Genomic DNA, 22,337 nt, shown 5'->3' on the forward strand with positions numbered 1-22,337 from the left:
ATGAGCTCCGTGGCGATCATCGCGGCCACCTTCCACGGCAACCGCGGTGCGGAGGCGATGCTGAGCACGGCCGTCGGCGTGCTTTCGGAGCGCTGCGGGCCCCAGCTGCGCTTCGAGGTGTTCAGCTACTACCCCACGGTCGACCGCCAGCTGGTGAACGACCCCCGGGTGGGGATCTTCTCGGCCACCCCCGCCCATCTGGTGCTGGTGCTGCTGCCGGGGGCCGTGCTGCACCGGCTCCTGGGCGGCCTGCGGCTCCATCCCCTGCAGAGGCTGCTGCCGGCGTCGGTGCGGGCGCTGGCCCGCTCGCGGGCCCTGCTCTGCCTGGCCGGGGTCTCCTTCATCGATGGCCGGGCCAAGTTCCTGCCCTTCAACATCGCCACCCTCTGGCCGGCGATGATCCTCGGGGTTCCCGTCGTGAAGCTGTCCCAGGCGATGGGGCCGTTCCGCACCTGGCCCAACCGCCCGCTGGCCCACTGGTTCCTGTCCCGCTGCCACCGCCTCCACACCCGCGGTGAGGTGACCCAGCGCCACGTGGCCGGCCTGCTGGGATCCGGCGGCTGCTACGGCCGCAGCGACGATGTGGCCTTTCTGTTCGAGGGCCGCTTCGGCCTCAGCACCCCCGCCCCCGGCCTCGACGGGCGGCTGCTGGCCCTGCAGGCGCTGCGGGAGCGGGGCCGGCCGATCGTCGGCGTCTGCCCCAGCGCCGTGATCGCCCGGCGCGCGGCGGCGGCGGGCCACGACTACCCCCGCTGGCTGGCGGGCCTGATCACCGACCTGGTGGGGCTTGGCCATGGGGTGGCCCTCTACCCCAACGCCACCCGGGGCCGGGGGGAAACCCGCCTCCACAACAACGACCTGCCCCTGCTGCGGGCCACGCTGACCCACCTCGATCCGGCCGTCGCCGGCTCCGTGGTGGGGTTCGAGGACGGCTGGAACGCCGCCCAGATCCATCGCATCCTCGGGGCCTGTGACGTCCATGCGGTGTCCCGCTTCCACGCCATGGTCGGCGCCCTGGTGGTGGGCGTTCCGGTGCTGGTGATGGGCTGGAGCCACAAGTACCTGGAGGTGATGGAGCGCTTCGGCCAGGCCGACATGGTCTTCGACGGCGCCGACCTCGACCGACCCCGCACCGTGGCCCTGATCCAACGGCTGATCGCCGAGCGGGCGGAGCGCCGCGACCGCATCGTCGCCGCGCTGCCGGGGGTGCAGGCCCTCGCCGCCCGTCAGTTCGATGCGGTGCAGCCGCTGCTCACCCCTTGAAGTGGCCCTCCAGCCCCCTGGGCGTCCTCGTGAAGTGGATCTGGATCGGCCTGGTCGTGGTCGCCGTGGCCGCCTTCGCCATCACCCGGCGGCAGGTGATCGTCCAGGACCTGGCCCGGTTCTCCCCACCGGAGCTGGCGGCCGTGGCGGCCCTGCTGGTGCTCGGCAAGCTGGGGATGAACGTCGCCATGCTGCTGGCGACGCGGCACTGCGCCATCCCGGTGAGCCGCCGCGATGGCTTCTACATGTACAACCTGGCCCAGCTGGCCAAGTACGTGCCGGGGTCCATCTGGCAGTTCGTCAGTCGCATCGCCATGCTGCGGGCCCGCCAGGCCCCGGCCACCGCCATCCGCGACTCGATCCTCGCCGAGAACGGCTGGGTGGTCGGATCGGCCCTGCTGATCGGCGTCGTCCTGCTGGGGCTGGCCCAGCCCGCCTTCTACCTGAGGCTCCTGGAGGCCCTGGGCCGGGTCCCGCCCACCCTGGCGCTGCCCCTGGGGGCGGTGCTGCTGGCCCTGGCCGGGGCCCTGGCGGTGGCCCTGCCGAGGCTGCGCCGCCGCTCCTCGCGGCTGCTGCCCTGGCTGATCCGGCTGCGCCCCCCCCGGGCGGCCAGCTTGAGCCTGCTGCTGGGCTGGGCCGCGCTCGGGGCCTCCTTCTGGCTGTGTCTGCGGCCGTTCCTGGGTGCCGGTCCAGCCTGGCCGGCGGTGATCGGCGTCTACTGCCTCGCCTGGGTGGCCGGGTACCTGGTGCCCTTCGCCCCGGCGGGGCTGGGGGTGCGGGAGGTGGTGCTGGCCCTGGCCCTGGATCCCTTCCTCGCGGCCGACACCTCCCTGGTGGTGGTGGCCGTGCACCGCGTCCTCTACCTGCTGGTCGAGGTGCTGCTGGCCCTGGTGGCCCTGGCCCTGGGGCCGGACCCCGCCGCCGCGGCCGCCCCGCCAGCCGCCTGACGACGCCCTCCCATACCCTGGGGAGCCCACCCGCCCCGGTCCGGTGACGCCGCCGTCTCCAGTCCCGTCGCAGCGTCCCGTCGAGCGGGCCGCCATCGAGCGGCTGCTCGATGCCAACCTCGACCGGGCCCGGGAGGGGCTGCGGGTGCTGGAGGACTGGGCCCGCTTCGCCCTGGACCGGCCCGATCTGGTGGCCCGCACCAAGGACCTGCGCCAGCGCCTGGGGCGGCTGCACCGGAGTTCCTACAAGCTGGCCCGGCACACCGCCAGCGACCCGGCGGCGGGCCTGGCCCATCCGGCCCAGGCCGAACGGCAGGAGGCCGACGCCGTCCTGGCCGCCAACGCCGGCCGGGTGCAGGAGGCCCTGCGGGTGCTGGAGGAGTTCGGCCGGCTCGAGGATCCAGACCTGGCGGCCGAGGCGGCGACGATCCGCTACGCCCTCTACGACCTGGAGGTGGACCTGCTCCAGGCCGGTCGCGACGGCGACGGGCGCCGCGCCCTGCTGCGCCGCTGCCATCTGTATCTGGTCACCAATCCGGTGGACGGCCTGGAGGCGGTGGTGGCCGCGGCCCTGGCGGCGGGGGTGCGGCTGGTCCAGTACCGCGCCAAGCCCGACCCCGACGTGGAGGACCGCCACCGCCTCGAGCAGGCCCGTGTCCTGCGCCAGCTCTGCCACCGCCATGGCGCCCTGTTCCTGGTCAACGACCGCATCGACCTGGCTCTGGCGGTGGGGGCCGATGGCGTCCACCTCGGCCAGGGCGACCTGCCGCCGTCGGTGGCCCGCCGCCTGCTGGGCCCCGACCGCCTGATCGGCCGCAGCACCCACCGGATCGAGGACCTGCGCCAGGCGGTCGCCGACGGCTGCGACTACGTGGGGGTGGGGCCCGTCAACGCCACCCCCACCAAACCCGGCCGCGAGCCGGTGGGGCTGGCCTACGTCACCCAGGCGGCGGCGGAATCCCCCCTGCCCTTCTTCGCCATCGGCGGCATCGATCCGGGCAACCTGGCCGCCGTGCGCCGTGCCGGCGCCGATCGGGTGGCGGTGGTGCGGGCCATCACGGCCGCCGCCGACCCCGGCGAGGCGGTCGCCGCCCTGCTGGCGGGGCTGGAGGCCGAGGCATGACAGGTGGCATGACGGGGGGGATGGCGGCAGACCTGCTGCTGCGGGTCAACGGGGAAGTGCGCCACTGCCCGGCGGGCCTGTCTCTGGATGCCGTGCTCGTGGCCCTCGGCTACCAGCCGCGCCTGGTGGTGGTGGAGTTCAACGGCGAGATCCTCCCCAGGGATCGCTGGCCTTCCCAGCCTGTGGTGGAATCCGATGTGCTGGAAGTGGTCACCATCGTGGGGGGCGGTTCCTAGATTCCTGCCATCGCAACGTCGCACGTCATGGGTTCCCGCTTGCTCCGGCGCCTGGCCGGTCTGATGGTCGTGCCCGTGCTGGTGGCCGGCCTCGTGATCGCCTCGCCGCCGCCGGCCCAGGCCGCCAGCGGTGGCCGCATCGGCGGCGGCAGCTTCCGTTCGGCCCCCTCCATGCCCCGCAGCTATGGCGGCGGTGGTGGCTACGGCGGTGGCTTCAGTGGCGGCGGCTACCGGGGCGGCGGCATCGGCTTCCCCTTCATCGTGCCGATCTTCGGATTCGGCGGCGGCGGCCTGTTCGGTTTCCTGATTCTCATGGCCGTGGCCGGCGTGGTGGTCAACGCCCTGCGCGGCGGCGGCGGTCCGGCCCTCGGAGGCTCGGGCTCCGAGCTGGCCTACAACCCCCGTCCGGACGGTCCGGTGTCGATCGCCCAGATCCAGGTGGGTCTGCTGGCATCCGCCCGCGATCTCCAGGACGACCTGCGGCGCCTGGCCGGTTCGTCGGACACCTCCAGCAGCTCCGGCCTGCAGCGGGTGCTGCAGGAAACCAGCCTCTCCCTGCTGCGCCATCCCGACCTCTGGGTGTACGCCAGCGGTGAGGTGGGCCAGGTGCCCTTCGCCAGCGCCGAATCCACCTTCAACCGGCTCTCCATGCAGGAGCGCAGCAAGCTGGAGCGGGAACTCACCGCCAACGTGGCCGGCCGCCGCTTCAGCGAGCCGGCGCCGGTCGCCCCCGGTGCCAGCGACGCCGCCAGTGATTTCATCGTCGTCACCCTGCTGGTGGCCAGCCGGCGCAGCCTGGCGATCAAGGGGGCCGGCACCGCCGACGACCTGCGTGATTCGCTCCAGAAGCTCGGTGCCGTCGGTGCGGACGATCTGCTGGCCATCGAGGTGATCTGGCAGCCGGAAGGGGCCGGCGAAGTGCTGACCACCGAGCAGGTGATCACGGCCTACCCGGACCTGCAGCATCTCTGATCCGGCGGCCTTGCCGGCCGGCCGGTCGTCGCCCACACTGCGCCACAGAAGCCGCAGGCGCCGGTGCCTCCCCATCCGATCAGCTGGATCAACACTCCGGTGCTGCAGGAGGCCATACAGCGTTACGAGCAGGGGCGCCTGCCCCGCTCCCTCACCCTCTGGCTCCAGACCGTGCTGGAGATCAAGGCGCCGCCATCGGATCCATTGATCCCCGGCGGCTGATCAGCCGGCCACGCCCAGCTGCAGGATCCGCAGGGCCGCCATGGCGGCCCCATAGCCATTGTCGATGTTCACCACGGTGAGCCCGGGGGCGCAGCTGGCCAGCATGCCCATCAGGGCCGCATGGCCGCCAGCGCTCACCCCGTAGCCCACCGCCACCGGCACGCCGATCACCGGCTGGGGCAGCAGACCGGCCAGCACGGTGGGCAGGGCCCCCTCCATTCCGGCACAGGCGATCAGCACCCGGGCCTGGCGCAGTCCCTCCAGCTGCCCCAGGAGCCGGTGCAACCCGGCCACGCCGACGTCCAGCACCAGGTCGCTGGCCACCCCGTGGCAGGCCAGGGCCAGGCGCGCCTCGGCCGCCACCGTCAGGTCGCTGCTGCCGCCGCCGAGCACCGCCACCCGCCCGAGGGTCGGATCGGCTGGCGGCGGCGCGGGCCAGGTGAGGCAGCGGGCCACCGGATCGTGCCGGGGCTCCGCCTCGGCCCCCAGGACGCCGATGGACGCCTCCAGCTGCCGCTGCACCGCCGCCGCCTTCTCCGCCGACACCCGGGTCACCAGCGCCAGTTCCCCGGCCCGGCGCATCTCCAGCATCACGGCGGCAATCTGCTCGACGCTCTTGTGCTCGCCCCAGACCGCCTCCACCATGCCGAGCCGGCCACGGCGGCCCAGGTCGAGCCGGGCGTCCTCGCTCAACGCCCTTCCTCCTCCAGTGGCGCGGTCTGAGCCACCCATTCCAATTCGCCGGCGTGGACCAGGGGAAAGGGGTTGGTGGCCCGGGCCAGACTCGGTTCTCCTGGATCGTGGGCCAGTGCCCGCCGGGCCGCAGCTTCGAAGCGGACCTGCACGGCCTCGATCTCACTGGCCGGGATGGCCAGCCACTGGCGGCGGCTGCGCCAGCGGATCAGCAGCAGGCCCTCCTCCCGTTCCGCATCCCAGAGCAGGTCCCGGCCCAGAAAGCCGTCCTGGCGCTGCAGCCAGGGCCCCCAGCTCTCCTCCTCCGCCTGCAGCCAGGCCCCGCGGGCGCCGGCGGGCACCTTCACCCTGAGGTGCTCCACCACCGACCCCTGGGGCGGGGTGATGGCTCCCTGGGCAGTGGCGGCCTGGGCCACGGCGGGAACGCCGACCAACACGAGAGTGAACAGGCACAGGGCGGCCAGCAAGGTAGCCAGCGGCCGGGGAGGTCGACGGGTCACGGCCGCTGCAGCAGGGCCACCGCATGGCAGGCGATGCCCTCCTGGCGGCCCGTGGGCCCCAGGCCCTCGTTGGTGGTCGCCTTCACCCCCACCTGCTCGGGGGCCAGGCCCATGCGGCCGGCGATCGCCTCCCGCATGGCGGCGATGTGGGGCTTGAGACGGGGCCGCTCCGCCACCACCACCGTGTCGACGTTGAGCACCTGCCAGCCCCGCTCCGCCACCAGCGCCACCACCTGCTCCAGCAGCACCAGGCTGTCGGCGCCGCGCCAGCGCTCGTCCTCCGGCGGAAAGTGGGTGCCGATGTCCCCCAGGCTGAGGGCCCCCAGCAGGGCATCCATCAGGGCGTGGACGAGCACGTCGGCGTCGCTGTGGCCGTCCAGCCCCAGGCCGTCGGGGTGCTCCAGGCGCACGCCCCCCAGGATCAGGGGACGGCCGGGGACGAGCCGGTGGATGTCATAGCCGTTGCCGATGCGCAGCTGCATGGGGGGCGTTGGGGGCGGATCCAGTGTCGCCGGTCCGGGGCGACGGCGTGCTCCACGGGCGCGTGCCTCGGGGGCGCGGCTCAGGTCTCCTGCTGCGCCTGCCACAGGGCCAGCAGGTCGGCGCGGCGCTCGCGGGTGCGGGCCACCTGCTGCTCCTGGCGCCAGCGGGCGATGGCGCCGTGGTCGCCGCTGCGCAGCACCTCCGGCACCGCCATGCCGCGGAACTCCGCCGGCCGGGTGTAGTGGGGGTGCTCCAGCAGCAGGCCGCTGTGGCTCTCGGCCTCGAGGCAGTCCGGGGAGCCGACGGTCCCGGGCAGCAGCCGCACCACGCCGCTGATCACCACCAGGGCCGGCAGCTCGCCGCCGGTGAGCACGAAATCCCCCAGGGACACCTCCTCGTCCGCCAGGGGGCGGATGCGCTCGTCGAAGCCCTCGTAGTGGCCGCAGAGCAGCACCAGCTGGTCGTGCTCCGTGGCCCAGCGGCGCAGGTCGCGCTGGTGCAGCGGCTGGCCCTGGGGGCTCATCAGCAGCACGCGGCTGCGCGGCAGCACCGGGATCGCCTCGAAGGCGGCGTAGACCGGCTCGGGCTTGAGCACCATGCCGGCGCCGCCGCCGTAGGGCACGTCGTCCACCTTGCGGTAGCGATCGGTGGCGTGGTCGCGGGGGTTGTGGGTGTGGACCTCGGCGATGCCGGCGGCGAAGGCACGGCCGATCACCCCCAGCCCCAGCAGGGGCGTGAAGGCGTCCGGCACCAGGCTCACCACGTCGAAGCGCATGGGGGTGGCCTCAGCCGGCGGGTCGGCTGACCCGCCGGATCTCGGAGCTGAAGCTGGCCCGGCCCGGGCGGCCGTCGGGGTGGTGCTCGACGCTGCTGCGCAGGCGCAGGTTGGCCTTGGTGAACCAGATCCTTTCGCGCACCGACGTCCCGGCCCGCTCGCTGGTCAGCTCCAGACTCCCGTCCGGCCAGAGCTGCCAGCGCCCCGTGCTGGCGGCCCCGTCCGGGGCACTGCCCTGGAAGCCGCCGTCGGGGCGGAACAGCAGCCGGTGGCGGCCGCCACCGGGTGGGGTGATCTCCAGCCCTCCCGGCTCGCCGCTCCGCTCAGGGGTCAGGTAGGTGACGGTCAGTTCCCCGCGCTCGGAGCTGTGCCAGCTGACCCCGTCCGCCTCGGCCTCCCGCGCCGCCTCTGCCGCCTCCTCGAGGCTGAAGCAGCTGCGCAGGGAGAGCCAGTCGCCGGCGCAGAAGGTCAGGAACGCCGCGATCGTCTCGGGCGGGAAGGGGGCGGCGGCGGGCGGCTCGGTCGCGCTGGTCACGGCGGTGGCGGCGGGAGATCGGGGCCGGTGGGCCCCGGTCGGGATCCTCGCAAACCCCCCGGCACCAGGGGCGGCGGGCCGGTGGCCTCAGTCGCCCCGGTAGCCCAGCTCCGCCAGCCGGCCCGGATGGCTGCGCCAGTTGGGCACCACCTTGACGAACAGCTCGAGGTACACCGGACCCTCGAACACCTTCTGCATCTGCAGCCGCGCCCCCTGGCCGATCGCCTTGAGCATCTGGCCCCCCTTGCCGATCAGGATGCCCTTCTGGCTGCTGCGCTCCACCAGCACGGTGGCGAGCACGGCCGTGCGCACCTTGCCCTTCGCCTCCTCCTCCACGATCCGCTCGATCCGCACCGCCACCGAGTGGGGCACCTCCTCCCGGGTGAGGGTCAGCACCTGCTCCCGGATCAGCTCCGCCAGCAGCAGCTGCTCCGGCTGGTCGCTGACGGTGTCGGCCGGGTAGAGCAGGGGACCCGGCGGCAGGTCGGCCGCCAGGGCCTCCACCAGCGCCTGGCAGCCATCGCCGTTGAGGGCGCTGCAGGGGTGCAGGGGCCAGGCCACGGGGGGATCGCCGGCGTCCGCCAGCAGCTCCCGGTAGGTGGCGGCCAGATCCTCGGCGTCGGCGCCGACCCGGTCACTCTTGTTGAGGGCCACATGCACCGGCACGCGGCTGTGGCGCAGCAGGTCGACGATGAAGCCGTCCCCCCGGCCGGCCGGCTGGCTGGCATCCACCAGCAGCAGCACCACGTCCACCTCGCCGATGGCCCCCCGGGCGCTCTGGACGAGGCGTTCCCCCAGCAGGTGGTGGGGTTTGTGGATCCCCGGGGTGTCCAGCAGGATCAGCTGGGCGGAGGGGGTGGTGAGGATGGCCCGCAGCCGGTTGCGGGTCGTCTGGGCCACGGGGGAGGTGATCGCCACCTTCTGGCCCACCAGCTGGTTGAGCAGGGTGGATTTGCCCACGTTCGGCCGGCCGATCAGGGCCACGAAGCCGGAGCGGAAGACAGACGCTCCGGTGCTGCCCTGTTCAGCCCCGTCCTGGTGAGAACGGATGTCCTGGGGCTGGGCATCGCCGGGGCTGGCGGTCGGGGCGCTCGGGTCCATAGCCTCAACACTGCCAGTCCGTGGGCCCCGCCGCCCGTCCGCCGCCATGATCGATGACGCCCCGCAGACCGGGACCCCCCTGACAGAAACCACCGAGGGCGTGACCCCCCTGGCGCCGAGCTTCCCCCAGGCGATGGAGATCGCGGCCCAGTGGATCGGCCTGTGGGAAGCGGGGGAACTCAGCGATGAGGTGCTGGCCGATCGGGTGGGGGAGCTGGTGGCGAGCCGGGACGGGGCGCGCGGTTTCTTCGTCGTCGGCCTCACCGGTGAGGCGCCCCTGCTCGACCGGCTGCCGGAACCCCTGGTGGCCGCCCTGCGGCAGGCGGGTCCGGGGGTGGTGGATCTCACCGCGCGCAACCTGGCCATGAGCACGGCGATGGTGCTGCACCACCGGCGCTCCGGGGACCGGGACCACCAGGCCGGTTCGGAGCGGGTGCAGCTGCGCAGCACCGAGCTGCTGCGCCAGCTGGAGCCGGTGGCCGTGAAGCAGCGGCTGGAATCCTTGCTGGCCGCCGCGGCGCAGGACGGTGATTCCGAAGGAGCCGTCGCGGAGGACAGGGCCTTCCTCGACCGCTGGGGGTACGACGCCGAACAGCGTCAGGCGATCGCCGCCGCCATCGAGGCGGTGGCCGACTGAGCCCGCACCCACCCCATGGGCCCGGGCCTCAGAACTTGAGGTAGAGCAGCGTCATGGCCTGCAGGGCGTCAAAGGTGACACCATCGGGCAGGAAGACGTAATTGACGTTGAACCCCAGGGTCACGTTCTGGGTGATGTTCACATCGACCCCGCCGGTGAGCATGGCGTTGGTCTGTCCGGTCGAATAGGTGTTGGTGGCGATGCCACCCCCCAGGTAGGGGGAGACCACGGAGCGGCGGAACAGATCGAGGGTGAGGGGCACCTGGAAGGAGGTCTGGCCGTTGTAGCGGCCGAGCACATCCCGGTTGCCGAAGATCACGCTGGGACGCAGGGAGACCGCCAGGGTTTCGTTGAGTTTGTAGCCGATCCGACCGGTGAACACCCCGCTGTTGGGCAGATCGCTGCCGAAATTGACGCCACCGCCGATGCCGTAGATGCCCACGTTCTCGATCGGTTTGCCCTGACGCGGCACGATCGCCAGCTCGGCGGGATCGCGGTTGGCCGGAGGCGGCAGATAGTCCGGCGGCAGGCTGGCCGCGTCGGTGACGGGCTCCCAGCCGGCCGCTGCGGGCTCCGCCGCGATGGGAACCCAGGGGGCCGGTGGCGCGGGCAGGGACTGGGCCCGGCCCGGTTCCCCACCCGTCGCCAGACAGGCCAGGCCGACCAGGGGGAGGGCGGAGGGGTGGAGCCGGTGGCGTCTCACTGGGGGGCCACCATCGCGCCGGCGGAACCGGCCGGTGCCGGGGTGGGGGCGGGGGCCTCCGCCACTGGGGCCGGCGTGGCGGAAGCCGGTGGGGGCGGCGGCGCAATCGGGGCGCTGCTGGCCACGGGCGTGACCCGGACGGGGGCGGGGGTGGCCCTCACCTCAGCCGGGAGCGGCTGGAGATTGACAACCGTGGGGGTGACGGTCCCGGGGGCCTGGGCCGGCTGGCGGCTGGACCATTCCCGGATGTCCTCGATCACGCCGGGATCATCCGGCTGGCTCAGCACATCGACGCTGCCGTCGGCCTGGACGGCGAGGGGCACCTGGGTGGGCCTGCTGACCCGGGTGGAGGGCACGTGGATGACCCGGGCCTGCTGCAGCTTGGCCGCCTTGGTGGGGGTGGGGGTGGGCAGGGTGCGGATCGCCTGGCGCATCGGCTCCCTCAGGTTCTGGGGCAGGGGAGCCATCGGGTCGCCGCTGCTGGCCCATCGGGCCCGCTCCGCCCGGGCCACCGTGGGCATGGCGGGCATGCCCAGGTCCTGGATGGTGAGAACCCCACCAAGGAGCTCGGAGTTGGAGAAATTCCGCTGCAGCAGGGTCTGGGCACTGCCCAGGCCGGTGGTGCCCAGGGGGGGGCCATCGATGCGGAAGGAAACCCGGCGGGCCGGCGCCTTGGCCACGCGCGCCGGCGCGCTGCCGCGCGACGCGACCACCGGACGGCGACCGGGATCGGGCCGGGCGCGCGAAGTGTTGGAGGGGCCGCTCAGGTCGAGACTGCGGGCCAGGGGCGCATCCAGCAGCGAGCCGATCTTGTCGGAGGCCGAGCTCAGCACGTGGCCGGTGGTGGTGCCCAGGTCGTCAAGCGGCGAGGAGCTCCTGGCCACCGGGGAGGCGACGGGTGCTTCCGGCAGGGAGGCGATCGCTTCGTCGCTGCCCTTGGGATCGGCGGGCTGGGGGACGGCCATGTCCTTCACCCGCGCCTGCCAGCGATCGTGGGCATCGATGGCCAGCAACGGCAGCCAGATCGACTGGCTCAGCAGGGCCCAGGCGATGGCTTTGGGGCTGATGGTGGGTTCGCGGTACATGGGTGGGCCGTGGCAGCGGTTGTCAGCGGAAGTTGTTTCTGTTGCCGTTGAATGTATCTCGGAAGAAATAATAGGAGCTGGCGGCCTGACTGAGGGGAACGATGACCTGATTGATGACGTCGAGGGCTTCGGCGTAGAAGGTGCGATTGACGATGATCGTGTCCCTGTCCCGGAGTGGAGGGTTCAGCCCCTTGGAGACGCCGATCCCGTCCCGGTAGCTGTAGACCTCACGGGTGGTGGTGCCGTTGCGGTTGAGGCGGACAAGTTCGATGTCGTTCTTGTTGGCCCGCCAGTTCTCCGCCCCGCCGGCCCGGAAGATGGCTTCGGCCAGAGGGGTGTTGGCGGGCAGGCTCAGGGTGCCGGGGCTGCGCACCTCGCCGATCACCGAGACGGTGATGGTGGCCGGGGCCAGGTTGGTGGCCCCGATCTGGAGGATCTCCTCGGGGATCAGATCCTCGGTGCGGGCGACGACAATCGTGTCGCCGTCGAACAGGATCGGGTTCTGGCGCTGGTTGCCGACCTGGAACACCTGGGCCAGGTCAAGGACCGTCTGCTTCTGGCTGCCGTCCGGGCCGGCCAGACGCCGGAGCAGGACCTTGCGGATGTCCGCGTTCAGGGTGACGCCGCCGGCGGTCTGGATCGCGGAGACCGGGGTGGAATAGGAGGGCAGGGGGTAGAGACCGGGACGGCCCACCTCGCCGATGATCGTCACCTTGACGGGACGGGGTGAGGTGAGGCTGAGGATCAGCTCAGGCCTCACCAGCTGCTTGGCGTAGAGGGAGGTGAGCCACCGGGTGGCCTGGCCGATGGTCAGGCCGGTGAGCTGCACCGAACCCAGCAGCGACAGGGTCGAGGTGCCGTCGGGAAGGATGACGACCGCGCCGCCGATGGCGGAGGCGGAGGGGTCGGTGAAGGTGAGCTGGAGGCCGTCCCCGGGGCCGAGGACATAGAGATCGTTGTAGACCTCGGTGACCGTGAGGGGCAGGGGAGCCGAGGAGGCGGGGCCGGAGAGGGGCGCGGCGCTGACCGCCGCCGGGCCGCGCCAGGGGGAGTGGGGAGCGGCACCCTGGGGCACCGAGGCCTTCAGTCCCGTCGGGGCCACCAGCACACCGGCCAGGCCCAGCATCCCGACGGCGGAAAGGCGACGCCGGACCGACCGGCGGACGCCCTTCCGGAGGATTCGTTCAGTGGCTGCAGATCCATGCTCTGCAGCAGATTCCCGGCGTGCCGATTGGCCTGCAGATCCCTGGCGTACAGATGTTCTGGGAGGAGAAGCCACCGAAGGACATAAATCGGATTACCACCATAGACGCCCGAGTCAAGGGGCATTCTTTGCGGGTTGCCATTATCATCGGTACAACTTTCCCTGCGGTACATAACGTGACAACGACGGGTGCTCCTCCTGAGGCCTTTCCGGGTGGAACCGCGCGCCCGTTGTCCCTTCCGGCCCCCGGTGCTTCTGGCCCCGGCCTGATGGATCCGTCGTCCCAGAGCCCCCTCAGCCCCATGGGCGAGAACCAGTCCGGCGGCGGCGGCCTGGGGGGACTTGTGCGCACGGTCAAGCGCCGTCAATCCATCTTCCTGATCACCTTTGCCGTGGTGACCGGGGTTCTGGCGATCAACACCCTTCGGCAACGCATCTTCTCCCCCGTCTACCAGGGGGGGTTCCAGATGCAGATCAGCAACCCCTTCGACAACCCAGGCACCGGCGGCGGCGGCGGTTCCGTCGAATCCATCGCCCGAAGCGAAATCAAGACCGATGTGCCCAGCCTCATCGTTCTGATGCGCAGCCCCCTGCTGCTCGGGCCGGTGGCCCAGCGCCAGGGCGTGCCGCTGCGGGCCCTGGAGAGCAACCTCTCCATCAACCAGGAGTCGGCCCGGGTCGACAACGTTCTCAATGTCTCCCTGCGCTGGCCGGATCCGGCCAAGGGCAAGGCCATCCTGCGGCAGCTCGCCAAGGACTACACCGCCTTCTCGCTCACCCAGCGCCAGGCGGCCGTCAACTCCGGGGTCCGCTTCCTTGATGAGCAGGCCCCCGCCATCGAGGAGCGGGTTCAGAAGCTCTCCCAGGAGATGCTCAAGTTCCGGGAGCGCAACAATTTCGTTGACCCGGCCGCGGCGGCCGGCCAGATCCTCGGCGCCCGCGAAGGTCTCGTCAACCAGCTGCGCACCCTCCAGAACGAACAGGTGCAGCTGGACAGCCAGCTGAAGTCGATCCAGACCGGCAAGCTCCAGTTCACCCCCAGCGGCGCCCCCACCGCCCTTGAGCAGCTGGGCCGCAACAGCGTTCTCGTGCCCGGCAGGGGGGATTCCGCCGCCGAGGCCGCCAGCGGCACCAGAACCCCCCTCGACCTCCTCAACCAGTTCGAGCAGGAGCTGGCCACCGCCAAGGGCACCTTCAAGGAGAACTCGCCGATCGTTCAGTCCCTGCTGGCCCGGCGCAACCAGCTGCTGCCCGTGGTGCAGCGGCAGGCGGCCGATGCCGTCAAGGCGCGGCTGCTCGCCAATGTGGCCCAGCAGGATGAAATCAACCGCCAGATCCTGCTGCTGAGCGAGAACTTCCGTAATAATCCCCAGAAACTGGCGGAGTTCGAGAACATCAACCAGCGGCTTTCGATCGCCAGAGAGCAGTATTCCTCCTACATCCAGGCCAGGGAGAGGTATCGGCTGGAGATGGCCCGTTCCATTTCCCCCTGGGAAGTGATCGGCCCCCCGGATTTCGGCAGCAGCCCGGTGGAGCCCAATATCCAGCGCAACCTGCTGCGGGCGATCATGATCGGTCTGCTGGCCGGCCTCGGCGCCGCCATCCTGCGGGAGCGGACCGACAACGTCTTCCACACCCCCATGGAGGTGGAGAAGGACCTGCAGCTGCCCGTGCTGGGGCTCATCCCCTACCTGCCCCTCGAGCCTGGTGTCGACATCGCCACCAGCATCTCCAAGATGTCCTCCAGCGAGCGCTTCGCCATCAAGGAGTCGCTGCGCAGCCTGTTCACCACCTTCCGTCTGCTCCGCGCCGATAACAACATCCGCATGGTGGGGATCACCTCCTCCACCCAGGGGGAGGGCAAGTCCACCGCCGTCGCCGTCTTCTCGCGCACCCTCGCCGACCTCGGCCTCAGGGTGCTCGTCATCGACTCCGACATGCGTCTGCCGATGCAGGCCCGTTACCTGGGTGTGGAGCAGGGCGACGGCCTCTCCACCCTGCTGTCGGATTCGTCGCGCAGACCGACCGATTTCATCCACTCCATCGCCGAGAACATGGATGTGCTGCCCGCCGGTCCCAAGCCGCCCGATCCGGCGAAGCTGCTCAATTCCAGCCGCTGCAAGGAGATCATGGAGGAGATCCGTGCCCTGCCCGGCTACGACATCATCATCGTGGACGCGCCGCCCTGCCTGATGCTGGCCGATCCGATCCTGCTCGGCGAGAAGCTCGACGGCATTCTCTTCCTCGTGGGTCTCGGCAAGGTGAGTCGCGAGCTGGCCCCCCAGGCCAGCCGTCGCATCAGGGCCTCCGGGGTGGATGTGCTGGGCATCATCTGCAACCAGGTCAATTTCCCCAGCCGCCTCAACGATTACGGCTACGAATACGGCTACTACTATCACTATGCCTACGCCTCGGCTTCGGGCTACGCCAAGAGCGGCAGCGATTCGTCCACGGGTGGATTCGGCAGCTATGTGCAGCGTTATCGCGACAGCTACATGAAGGGCGCTGCCACCAACTCCTACATCTCCGCCCGCTACAACGACGGCGAATCCGACGTCAAGACCTACTTCCGGGAGGACGAGGATCAGGACTCCGCACCGGTCACCACCAACGGCGGCATCGGTCCCAGCGCCAGCTCCTCCATCTCCCTGCCCCCCGCCGAGAGCGTCCCCTCCCGCCGCCATCGCCCGTCCCGCGAGGGTGGTGATGGCCCGATGGGCTGGCTGCGCCGCCGTTTCGGCCACCGGGGCTGAGCCCCTTGTTCAGGGTCCCTTCCGCTCGCCAGGGAGGGGACCCGGCCGGCCGGTGCCCCATGGCTCACCCGGGGCCTGCCTCGTCGAGAGCAGGCTCTCAAGCATCACCAGGTGGTCATAGATCGGCATGGCCATCGGGTGGCAGCGCCGCACCCAGGCCAGGGCCGCCAGGGGGTCGATTCCGCGCAGTCGGGCCGTGAGGCCAACGGCCAGCAGGGGGGAGCGCTCATACCCGGCCATGCAGTGCAGATAGACGGGGGCGGCGTCGCTCACGAGCGCTTCCGCCCTTGCCAGGGCCAGGGCCAGTCTCTCCTCCAGCAGCGGTTCCTGAGCTCTGTGGTCGGGCAGGGCGATCCGGTCGCTTCTCCAGCCGGGGGGAACGGTCAGGGCGGTTTCCTCCTCCGGGTAGCAGCAGCTGAAGCGGCTGCGGATCCCGGCCTCCTCCAGCTGCCGCCAGTGCCTGTCGCTGCGGGGCATCGGACCGATCGCCAGCTGACCGGTGAGCACCCAGCTGCAGGGAAGCGAGCGTTCCGCCATCGGCGGCAGAGGCCGGTCGGCCGGCCTCAGGCCCTGGAAGAACCGCCGCAGGGGGCCCACCATCAGCGCGCACTCCACGGATGGGGCCCGTTGGCTCTGCTCACGTCCGGGTTCGCAGCACCGGCTCCACCAGGCCCAGCACCTGCCGCCAGAGCCGGTCGGAGGGGGGCTGCCCCTTAGGCCCGCGCAGGCTGATCAGGGTGCAGGCGTAGGTGCGATTGGGCTGAAGACCGATCACGCGCTCGAGGGCCGCCTGGCGGCCGACCGCCAGACGGTCGGCGAGGGTGGGGAGCTGCTCGCGGGTGACTCCGAAGGGCTCCGCCAGGCCGGGGCCGGCCACCAGGCAGGTCTGGAGGGTGGGGCGATCCTGGGCAAGGCCCCGCGCCGTCGGTACCGGTGCGTCGAGCAGGCGACGCTGGCGTAGTTTCAGGCTGGCATGGTCCCGGCCGATGGCGCCGGCCTGGAAGTTGAACCGCTGCCGCACCGCACCTCCCACCAGGGTCAGTTCGAACCCGTCCCGCAGGGGCAGGACCACCGGGGCCGAGGTCGCCAGTTCGTAGCTGCGCTTCGCCGGCCAGGGGGGGGTGAGGCTGGGACGGGCTGTCTCCGGCAGCAGCTGGGCTCCGCGCAGGGCCGCCTCCAGCTGCCCAGCCGGCAGGGGTCGGGGAGCCGCTGGCCAGCGGGGCAGCAGGATCGCCTGGGTCGCCAGAAGGGCGGCGATGGTGGCGAGCGTGCCGTACCACCGCACCAGAAGGGGAGGGGTGATCACGCTCCCTCCCCCGGCCGCGGCGGTGCGGGCAGGGGGGGAAGTTCCCTCTCCAGCAGCCGCATGTAGACCATGCCGAAGACCAGCACCGCCACCCCGGAAAAGACCAGGGATCCGGTGCTCTCGTGGAAGAAATCGAACAGCCAGCTCCCCTTGCCGTGGCCGTTGCCGGCGAACACGGCCAGCAGCGCGATGCGGAAGGTGTTGCAGACCAGCCCGATCACCGGTGCCACCAGCACCACCACGGTGCGGCTGGCCCAGGAGCGGATCGGAAAGGCCAGCAGGAAGATGACACCCACGCAGAGAATCTGGGCCATCAGGTCGACCCCGTTGCAGGGGCCCAGCACCCGCACCCCGCCGCCGGGCAGCAGCACGCTGCGGGCGTTCACGGTCACATCAAGTCCGAGCACGCTCAACCAGAGGCCGGACAGACGCGCGGTGAGCAGGCTGATGGGGGCTTCCGGAAGGGTGCGCATCAGCAGGGCGAAGGCCGGCAGCAGCATCAGGCAGAGCAGCGGATCGCGGAAACGGCCCAGGCGGGCTGGTTGCTCCGCCATCAGCCCCAGGCCGAGGCCGCCGATCGGCGCCAGGGCGAACAGCAGGCCGTCCCAGTGCAGGATCAGGGCCGAGCGGGCCAGAACCCAGATCAGCAGCAGGCTGCCGATGACCAGTCCCCAGCCGGCGGGGCTGGGGCGGAGCTCCTCGAACTGGTCCTCCATGCAGATCACCGCTCCCCCCCACACCAGCACGGCGAACACGGTGATGTGCTCGCTCTGGCTGCTCTGGAACACGGCGATGTTCTGGACCGCCACCGCCGCGGCCAGGGCCAGCCACAGGTTGCGGGGCGTGGGCGGGGGAACGGCCGGCACGGCGGCCCGCCAGGCCGGGGGGATCCGCTGCAGGAGGCTGCTGGAGAGTCGCTCGATGCTGTTGCTCATCGGGCCACAGCGTCGACCAGAGGAGTGGCCGGGACGCCTTCATCAGGATCGTATTCCGGGACCAGACGGCGCAGCAGCTGGCTGGTGGTGGCTTCATCCCAGTGGGCAAGAGCCTCATGCAGCTGCTGGATCAAGGGACTGAGCTGGGCGCTGTCCCGATGGGGTTCGGTGGCCCGGCGGATCAGCGGGTGCTGGGTGGGCTGGTCGGCGGCACTGATCAGGAGCTCCTCGTAGAGCTTCTCTCCGGGCCGCAGGCCGGTGTACTGGATGGCGATGTCTCCGTCGCTGTTGTGCTCATCCCGCACCCGCAGCCCGGAGAGCTCGATCATCTGGCGGGCCAGGTCGGCGATCCGCACCGGCTCGCCCATGTCCAGCAGGAACAGGTCGCCGCCGACCGCCATGCCGGTGGCCTGCAGGACCAGCTGGACGGCCTCCGGGATGGTCATGAAGTAGCGGGTGATGGCCGGATGGGTGACGGTGACCGGCCCGCCTCTGGAGATCTGCTGGTGGAACAGGGGGATTACCGAGCCGGAGGAGCCCAGCACGTTGCCGAACCGGACCATCGAGAGGATCGGACCCCCCGCGCCGATCTCGGCGGCGGCGGCCTGGATCAGCAGTTCGCAGATGCGCTTGCTGGCCCCCATGACATTGGTGGGACGAACGGCCTTGTCGGTGGAGATCAGGGTGAGCCGGCTCACGCCCGAGGCGCGGGTGGCGGCGATCACGGCCTCGGTGGCGCCGATGTTGTTGGCGATGCCCGCGCAGAGGTTGGCCTCCACGAGGGGAACGTGCTTGTAGGCGGCGGCATGGAAAATCGTGTCGACCCCGTGCTGGCGACAGATCAGGGTGAGGCGGGCCGCGTCACAGGCATCGCCGAGGACGGCGTGGAGTTCGACCCCGCAGGGTTGGGAGCTCAGTTCCCGCTCGATGGCATAGAGGGCGAATTCGTTGCGCTCGACCAGCAGCAGCCGGGTGGCGCCGAGGGCCACGACCTGGCGGCACAGTTCGCTGCCGATCGATCCCCCGGCGCCGGTCACCATGACCACCTTGCCCTCGACGCCGGCCTTGAGCAGGACCGGGTCGGGGTTGGAGGGTTCACGCCCGAGCAGATCCTCGATCGCCACCGGCTGCAGGTCGGAGACGATCCTCTGGCCCGTGGCCATCTGGGCCAGGGAGGGAATCGAGAGCACCTCCAGGCCCCGGTGGGTGAGCTGATCCACCAGCAGCCGTTTGCGCCGCCGCGACATGGTCGGCATGGCGAGCAGGACCTTGCGCACCCCGTGGCGTTCGATCAGTCGGGGCAGCCGCAGGGGCGAGTGGATGGGCATGTTCTGCAGGGTGCGGCCCTGCAGGCCTTCGGCATCATCAAGGAAGCCGACGATGCGGAAGCGGGGGTCGTTGCGCAGGGCCAGCATCAGACCCATGCCGGAGGCCCCGGCGCCGTAGATCAGGGTGCCGTCACCCTGGGAGCCCCCGGGGGAGTGGTTCTCCCGCTGGTCGAGGTGATGGACGAGGACGTCGCGCAGCACGATGCGGCTGGCGATGGCCCCGCCGGTGAACAGCAGCCAGTAGAGAATCCAGAAGGAGCGTGGTGGCTGGGCCCCACCGATCAAGGTGCTGCTGAGCAGCAGGATCAGCACCATGGCGCCGGAGCGCGGCACCAGGCCGTAAAGGGAGTGGCTGCCGGCATAGCGGGTGAGCCCCCGGTACCAGCCGGAGACCACCAGGACGGGCAGGCCGGTGATGACGGCCAGGGGCAGCAGCAGGATTGTGGAGGGCAGGAAGCCCTTGAGGGTGGTGGCGTCGGGCAGACGCAGGATGAAGGCCCCGAGATAGGCCGCGACGATCATCAGACCATCGAAGACCACCAGCAGCAGCCGGCGGGCCAGCAGCTGCTTCTGCACGTAACGGAGGAATGAGAGCTGGGGGATCAATCGTTCAGTTCGGCGGTGATCGACGAATCAGGAGATGAACGGGTGAGAAGTCAGGTGGAGAAGGGTGAAAGAACCGACATCTGAATGATGGCGAGCCGGAGTCCTCACGCATCGGTGATCGGGCTGGAGGCGGTTTCCGGTCCGTGGAAGGACAGCCCGGGGAAGGAACGGCGAAAGGGTTTGCGGCCGGGTGGGCCGACCACGACTAGGCAATCCGCTGGAGATTGTCGTTTTCACACAGCAATTTCACACAGCAATAGTGTGGTAAAGGAATGGATCATGGCCCTGGCAATCCCTGCACCCTTTGAGGTTACTGCCCGTTCAAGGTGAGAAGGGGACCGCCTGGTGCCGATCCAGCCACAGGCCAAGGACCAGCTCCAGCAGCAGCAGGCCGAGCTCCAGGGGCAGGCCCCGCAGGAGCAGGGCCGCCCCCAGCAGGGCGGTGGCCCCGATGTAGAGCAGGGCCACCCGGCCATGGGGCCACCCGGCCTGATGGAGGCGCTGGTAGAGGTGCAGGCGATGGGCCTGGAAGATCGGCTGGCCCGCGGCCAGCCGGCGCAGGACGCACAGGCAGGCGTCCCCCAGCAGCGGGAAGCCCGCCAGCAGCAGCCCCAGGGCCAGGGCCGGTGTGGTCTGCTGCAGGACCATTCCGGCGATCACCGCCCCCAGGAAGGTGCTGCCCACATCTCCCATGAACACCCGTGCCGGGCTCCAGTTCCAGGCCAGGAAGCTCAGCAGGGCCCCGATCAGCGGCAGCAGGGCCTGGCCGCCGCCGGGGGCCAGGGCCAGGGCGGCCACCCCCAGCAGCACGACGGCACAGCCGGCGACGAGCCCGTCGAGCCCGTCGCTGAAATTGATGAAGTTGATCACCGCCGTGGCCGCGAACACGGCCACCGGCACCAGCCACCACGGCAGGGCCAGGGGTGTGATCGCCACCAGGGCCACGGCCGTGGCGATCTGGACGCCGTAGCGCCAGGTGGCCGGCAGGTCGAGACGGTCGTCCAGCAGTCCCACCAGCGCCAGCGGCAGGCAGATCAGTGGAATCCAGGCCGGCCAGCCCCCCCCCGCCAGGGGAGCCAGGGCGCAGCCGACGAGCACGAAGGCCACGCCGCCGCCCCTGGGGGTGGGTCGCCGGTGGGAGCTGCGGGCGTTGGGCTGATCCACCAGCCGGCGCCGCAGCAGGGGCAGCAGGCGGTGCAGCAGCAGCGCCCCGAGGCCGGCGCCGAGCAGCAGGAAGGCCGGGCCCTGCAGGTTGGTCATGGCACCAGCGGCAGCACGGGAAAGGGTTCGGGGGATCCCCCCAGGAGGCGGTGGGCCGGCGTGAAGCCGGCCAGGTCGGCGCCCATGCGCAGCACCGCCTCGAAGCGCTTCGGGGAGAGCAGCAGCAGCGGCGTAGCCAGGGCCAGGAACAGGCGCGGCGGCAGGGCCAGCAGGCGGCAGCGGCGGGCCCGATCCCCCGGGGCGGTCGCCTCCTGCAGGCGCCGCAGCATGGCCGCGTAGCTCAGGGTGTCGTCGCCGCCGAGGGGGAGATGCACCGGCTGGGAGGGGTCGAAGCCGTCCTCGGCCAGGCGGTCGGCCAGGTGCAGGGCCACGGCGGCCAGCTGGCGGCAGTGGATGGGCTGCCGCAGCCCTCCTTCGCCGGGCAGGGGCAGCAGGGGCAGGCGGCGCAGCAGCTGGCGCAGCCGGCTGAGGTTGCGATCGCCGAGGGGGCCGGCCTGGCCGTAGATGAGGGTGGGGGCCAGGATCCGCAGGGGTCGGGCATGGGCCGCGCAGGTTCGGGCCAGCGTCTCCTCCGCCTGCCGCAGCCGCCGCACCAGATCCCGGTCGAAGCGGTTGGCGGCGAAGCGCTTGGTGATCACCGAGGAGGAGGAGCAGGCGACCACCCCCGGCAGCCGGCCGAAGCCGGCCGGGTCGCGGCGGGCCCAGCGCTCCAGCCAGGGGGCGAACGACCAGATCGGGGCGAAGCTCACCAGCAGCCCCGCCGGCATCTCAGGCCCGGCGCCGGAGTCCTCCAGGTCGCAGCGCAGGAAGGGCGGTGCGTCGCCGCCGCCGGCCGGGGGCCGCGGTTCCCGTCGGCCCGCCACCACCAGCTCCCGCCCGGCCGCCAGAGCGATCAGGGCCTGGCCGCTCGGGCTGGTGGCCCCGAAGAGCGTGATCGGAGCGGGTGCGGGCATGGCCAGGGGGATCAGACGCAGTCGTTGCCATCGAGGCGCCCGTCCCATCCGGTCAGGCGCCAGAGGGAGGCCCGCAGCTGGTCGCGCCAGAGGCGCAGCTGGGATTCGGGCCGCAGATCGCCGGTTTCGGCGTCGGAGCCATCCACCTGCCAGCCGGTGCCGGCATAGACGATCCGGGAGATCGCCAGGGTTCGATCGATATGGGTCGGGGCTGTCACGATCGTGATGCGGCCCTGCTGGGGCCAGTTCTGCAGCAGTCTGGCCAGGTGGGTGACCTGGCCCACCGTGTCGCAGCCCGGCAGCAGCCGCACGATCCTGGAGGTGTCCCGGGGCCAGAGCTGGCGGTTCCTGAGGTGGTTGGTGGTGATGGCCTGGTACTCGGCGTTGCCCTGCAGCACCAGATAGGCACCGGGCCGCTCCCGCCAGAGCAGCAGGGCCGACTGGCTGCGCCACGGATCCTCGATGAAGACGGAGATGACGTCCGGGCCCGGGGCGGAGCCCCTCGGAACGGCCGTGACGGCCTGCGGCAAGGGCCGGGGGGAGCTGCCCCGCTTCCTCTGCCAGGCAGGTGCGAAGAACCAGGCGAGGCCGGCGGCCACGCCCAGGGCGAGGATCACCAGCCGGGTCCGGCGGTTCCACCAGAGACGCTGCAGCAGGGTGCCCTGCCTCGGCCGTGCCCGCTTTCTGCGGATCCGTTGCCGCCGTGGTTCCGGGTCGGCCCCAGGTGGCCTCTCCTCCTCGGGCAAGGGAATCGCT

Annotated in this window: 24 protein-coding genes; 8 read left to right on the forward strand and 16 right to left on the reverse strand. The window is 71.3% G+C overall.

What is annotated here, in order from left to right:
• The 6 genes from L107_RS00975 (at position 1) to L107_RS16285 (ending at position 4,763) form a co-directional block, all read left to right on the forward strand.
• On the forward strand, positions 1-1,263 hold the full coding sequence (locus L107_RS00975) for a polysaccharide pyruvyl transferase family protein (RefSeq protein WP_159816020.1): 1,263 nt from the start codon (positions 1-3) through the stop codon (positions 1,261-1,263).
• Positions 1,260-2,210 (forward strand): lysylphosphatidylglycerol synthase domain-containing protein, encoded by a 951-nt coding sequence (locus L107_RS00980; protein WP_159816021.1) that lies wholly within the window; start codon positions 1,260-1,262, stop codon positions 2,208-2,210. The genes L107_RS00975 and L107_RS00980 overlap by 4 nt, the downstream gene beginning before the upstream one ends.
• 43 nt (positions 2,211-2,253) lie before the next feature.
• The gene (locus tag L107_RS00985) at positions 2,254-3,333 is read left to right on the forward strand and encodes a thiamine phosphate synthase (protein ID WP_159816022.1); all 1,080 of its coding nucleotides are present in this window, start codon (positions 2,254-2,256) and stop codon (positions 3,331-3,333) included.
• Between the two features lie 20 nt (positions 3,334-3,353).
• A complete protein-coding gene (thiS, locus tag L107_RS00990; RefSeq protein ID WP_201295759.1) occupies positions 3,354-3,569 on the forward strand; it encodes a sulfur carrier protein ThiS in 216 nt (71 codons plus the stop codon).
• A 27-nt stretch (positions 3,570-3,596) separates the two neighbouring features.
• Positions 3,597-4,541: a DUF1517 domain-containing protein gene (locus L107_RS00995; RefSeq protein WP_159816024.1), complete on the forward strand. Its 945-nt coding sequence runs from the start codon at positions 3,597-3,599 to the stop codon at positions 4,539-4,541.
• Between the two features lie 63 nt (positions 4,542-4,604).
• The gene (locus L107_RS16285) at positions 4,605-4,763 is read left to right on the forward strand and encodes a hypothetical protein (RefSeq protein ID WP_201295760.1); all 159 of its coding nucleotides are present in this window, start codon (positions 4,605-4,607) and stop codon (positions 4,761-4,763) included.
• Here L107_RS16285 and larB read toward each other — a convergent pair whose 3' ends face one another.
• The 6 genes from larB to era form a co-directional block, all read right to left on the reverse strand.
• Positions 4,764-5,456, reverse strand: a complete 693-nt coding sequence (larB, locus tag L107_RS01000) for a nickel pincer cofactor biosynthesis protein LarB (RefSeq protein WP_255451590.1) — start codon at positions 5,454-5,456, stop codon at positions 4,764-4,766. It abuts the gene before it with no gap.
• Positions 5,453-5,956: a TIGR03792 family protein gene (locus tag L107_RS01005; RefSeq protein ID WP_236550427.1), complete on the reverse strand. Its 504-nt coding sequence runs from the start codon at positions 5,954-5,956 to the stop codon at positions 5,453-5,455. Before L107_RS01005 ends, larB begins: the two co-directional genes overlap by 4 nt.
• Positions 5,953-6,438: a 2-C-methyl-D-erythritol 2,4-cyclodiphosphate synthase gene (gene ispF, locus L107_RS01010; protein ID WP_159816026.1), complete on the reverse strand. Its 486-nt coding sequence runs from the start codon at positions 6,436-6,438 to the stop codon at positions 5,953-5,955. The genes L107_RS01005 and ispF overlap by 4 nt, the downstream gene beginning before the upstream one ends.
• An 80-nt stretch (positions 6,439-6,518) precedes the next feature.
• Positions 6,519-7,214, reverse strand: a complete 696-nt coding sequence (gene trmD / locus L107_RS01015) for a tRNA (guanosine(37)-N1)-methyltransferase TrmD (protein WP_159816027.1) — start codon at positions 7,212-7,214, stop codon at positions 6,519-6,521.
• Between the two features lie 10 nt (positions 7,215-7,224).
• Positions 7,225-7,749: a phycobiliprotein lyase gene (locus L107_RS01020; RefSeq protein WP_159816028.1), complete on the reverse strand. Its 525-nt coding sequence runs from the start codon at positions 7,747-7,749 to the stop codon at positions 7,225-7,227.
• Positions 7,750-7,836: 87 nt separating this feature from the next.
• Complete coding sequence (gene era / locus L107_RS01025) at positions 7,837-8,850, reverse strand: GTPase Era (RefSeq protein WP_236550428.1); 1,014 nt, start codon at positions 8,848-8,850, stop codon at positions 7,837-7,839.
• Positions 8,851-8,896: 46 nt separating this feature from the next.
• Here era and L107_RS01030 point away from each other — a divergent pair, with 46 nt between their 5' ends.
• Positions 8,897-9,487 (forward strand): hypothetical protein, encoded by a 591-nt coding sequence (locus L107_RS01030; RefSeq protein WP_201295761.1) that lies wholly within the window; start codon positions 8,897-8,899, stop codon positions 9,485-9,487.
• Positions 9,488-9,515: 28 nt separating this feature from the next.
• On the opposite strand, the gene L107_RS01035 is transcribed toward L107_RS01030, so the two are convergent.
• From L107_RS01035 to L107_RS01045, 3 genes are read right to left on the reverse strand one after another with little or no spacing between them, the layout of a single operon-like run.
• A complete protein-coding gene (locus L107_RS01035) occupies positions 9,516-10,190 on the reverse strand; it encodes a hypothetical protein (RefSeq protein ID WP_159816029.1) in 675 nt (224 codons plus the stop codon).
• On the reverse strand, positions 10,187-11,275 hold the full coding sequence (locus L107_RS01040; protein WP_159816030.1) for a hypothetical protein: 1,089 nt from the start codon (positions 11,273-11,275) through the stop codon (positions 10,187-10,189). The genes L107_RS01035 and L107_RS01040 overlap by 4 nt, the downstream gene beginning before the upstream one ends.
• 22 nt (positions 11,276-11,297) lie before the next feature.
• Positions 11,298-12,401, reverse strand: a complete 1,104-nt coding sequence (locus L107_RS01045; protein WP_106220691.1) for a polysaccharide biosynthesis/export family protein — start codon at positions 12,399-12,401, stop codon at positions 11,298-11,300.
• A 347-nt stretch (positions 12,402-12,748) separates the two neighbouring features.
• On the opposite strand from L107_RS01045, the gene L107_RS01050 reads away from it, so the two are divergent.
• A complete protein-coding gene (locus L107_RS01050; RefSeq protein WP_159816031.1) occupies positions 12,749-15,232 on the forward strand; it encodes a polysaccharide biosynthesis tyrosine autokinase in 2,484 nt (827 codons plus the stop codon).
• Positions 15,233-15,241: 9 nt separating this feature from the next.
• On the opposite strand, the gene L107_RS16290 is transcribed toward L107_RS01050, so the two are convergent.
• The 7 genes from L107_RS16290 to L107_RS01085 all read right to left on the reverse strand — a co-directional run bounded on the left by L107_RS16290 (position 15,242) and on the right by L107_RS01085 (position 22,327).
• Complete coding sequence (locus L107_RS16290; RefSeq protein ID WP_201295762.1) at positions 15,242-15,847, reverse strand: hypothetical protein; 606 nt, start codon at positions 15,845-15,847, stop codon at positions 15,242-15,244.
• Positions 15,848-15,869: 22 nt separating this feature from the next.
• Positions 15,870-16,538, reverse strand: coding sequence for a hypothetical protein (locus L107_RS01060; RefSeq protein ID WP_159816032.1), 669 nt, complete (start codon positions 16,536-16,538; stop codon positions 15,870-15,872).
• On the reverse strand, positions 16,535-17,473 hold the full coding sequence (locus L107_RS01065; protein WP_159816033.1) for an exosortase/archaeosortase family protein: 939 nt from the start codon (positions 17,471-17,473) through the stop codon (positions 16,535-16,537). Before L107_RS01065 ends, L107_RS01060 begins: the two co-directional genes overlap by 4 nt.
• Complete coding sequence (locus L107_RS01070; protein ID WP_236550429.1) at positions 17,470-19,377, reverse strand: nucleoside-diphosphate sugar epimerase/dehydratase; 1,908 nt, start codon at positions 19,375-19,377, stop codon at positions 17,470-17,472. The genes L107_RS01065 and L107_RS01070 overlap by 4 nt, the downstream gene beginning before the upstream one ends.
• Positions 19,378-19,728: 351 nt before the next feature.
• The gene (locus L107_RS01075; protein ID WP_159816035.1) at positions 19,729-20,667 is read right to left on the reverse strand and encodes a glycosyltransferase family 4 protein; all 939 of its coding nucleotides are present in this window, start codon (positions 20,665-20,667) and stop codon (positions 19,729-19,731) included.
• Positions 20,664-21,581 (reverse strand): hypothetical protein, encoded by a 918-nt coding sequence (locus L107_RS01080; protein ID WP_159816036.1) that lies wholly within the window; start codon positions 21,579-21,581, stop codon positions 20,664-20,666. The genes L107_RS01075 and L107_RS01080 overlap by 4 nt, the downstream gene beginning before the upstream one ends.
• Before the next feature lie 11 nt (positions 21,582-21,592).
• Positions 21,593-22,327, reverse strand: a complete 735-nt coding sequence (locus L107_RS01085; RefSeq protein ID WP_159816037.1) for a hypothetical protein — start codon at positions 22,325-22,327, stop codon at positions 21,593-21,595.
• Positions 22,328-22,337 lie beyond the last annotated feature (10 nt).

This window comes from Cyanobium sp. Copco_Reservoir_LC18 (genome assembly GCF_009834675.1).
Lineage (GTDB): Bacteria > Cyanobacteriota > Cyanobacteriia > PCC-6307 > Cyanobiaceae > Cyanobium > Cyanobium minutissimum.

What these genes read in the sequence shown, in the direction of transcription:
- L107_RS00975 (WP_159816020.1), top strand. Translation starts at nt 1, where the DNA reads ATGAGCTCCGTGGCGATCATCGCGGCCACCTTCCACGGCAACCGCGGT.
- thiS (WP_201295759.1), top strand. Translation starts at nt 3,354, where the DNA reads ATGGCGGCAGACCTGCTGCTGCGGGTCAACGGGGAAGTGCGCCACTGC.
- L107_RS00995 (WP_159816024.1), top strand. Translation starts at nt 3,597, where the DNA reads ATGGGTTCCCGCTTGCTCCGGCGCCTGGCCGGTCTGATGGTCGTGCCC.
- ispF (WP_159816026.1), bottom strand. Translation starts at nt 6,438, where the DNA reads ATGCAGCTGCGCATCGGCAACGGCTATGACATCCACCGGCTCGTCCCC.
- trmD (WP_159816027.1), bottom strand. Translation starts at nt 7,214, where the DNA reads ATGCGCTTCGACGTGGTGAGCCTGGTGCCGGACGCCTTCACGCCCCTG.
- era (WP_236550428.1), bottom strand. Translation starts at nt 8,850, where the DNA reads ATGGACCCGAGCGCCCCGACCGCCAGCCCCGGCGATGCCCAGCCCCAG.
- L107_RS01030 (WP_201295761.1), top strand. Translation starts at nt 8,897, where the DNA reads ATGATCGATGACGCCCCGCAGACCGGGACCCCCCTGACAGAAACCACC.
- L107_RS01040 (WP_159816030.1), bottom strand. Translation starts at nt 11,275, where the DNA reads ATGTACCGCGAACCCACCATCAGCCCCAAAGCCATCGCCTGGGCCCTG.
- L107_RS01045 (WP_106220691.1), bottom strand. Translation starts at nt 12,401, where the DNA reads ATGCTGGGCCTGGCCGGTGTGCTGGTGGCCCCGACGGGACTGAAGGCC.
- L107_RS01050 (WP_159816031.1), top strand. Translation starts at nt 12,749, where the DNA reads ATGGATCCGTCGTCCCAGAGCCCCCTCAGCCCCATGGGCGAGAACCAG.
- L107_RS01065 (WP_159816033.1), bottom strand. Translation starts at nt 17,473, where the DNA reads ATGAGCAACAGCATCGAGCGACTCTCCAGCAGCCTCCTGCAGCGGATC.
- L107_RS01075 (WP_159816035.1), bottom strand. Translation starts at nt 20,667, where the DNA reads ATGACCAACCTGCAGGGCCCGGCCTTCCTGCTGCTCGGCGCCGGCCTC.
- L107_RS01080 (WP_159816036.1), bottom strand. Translation starts at nt 21,581, where the DNA reads ATGCCCGCACCCGCTCCGATCACGCTCTTCGGGGCCACCAGCCCGAGC.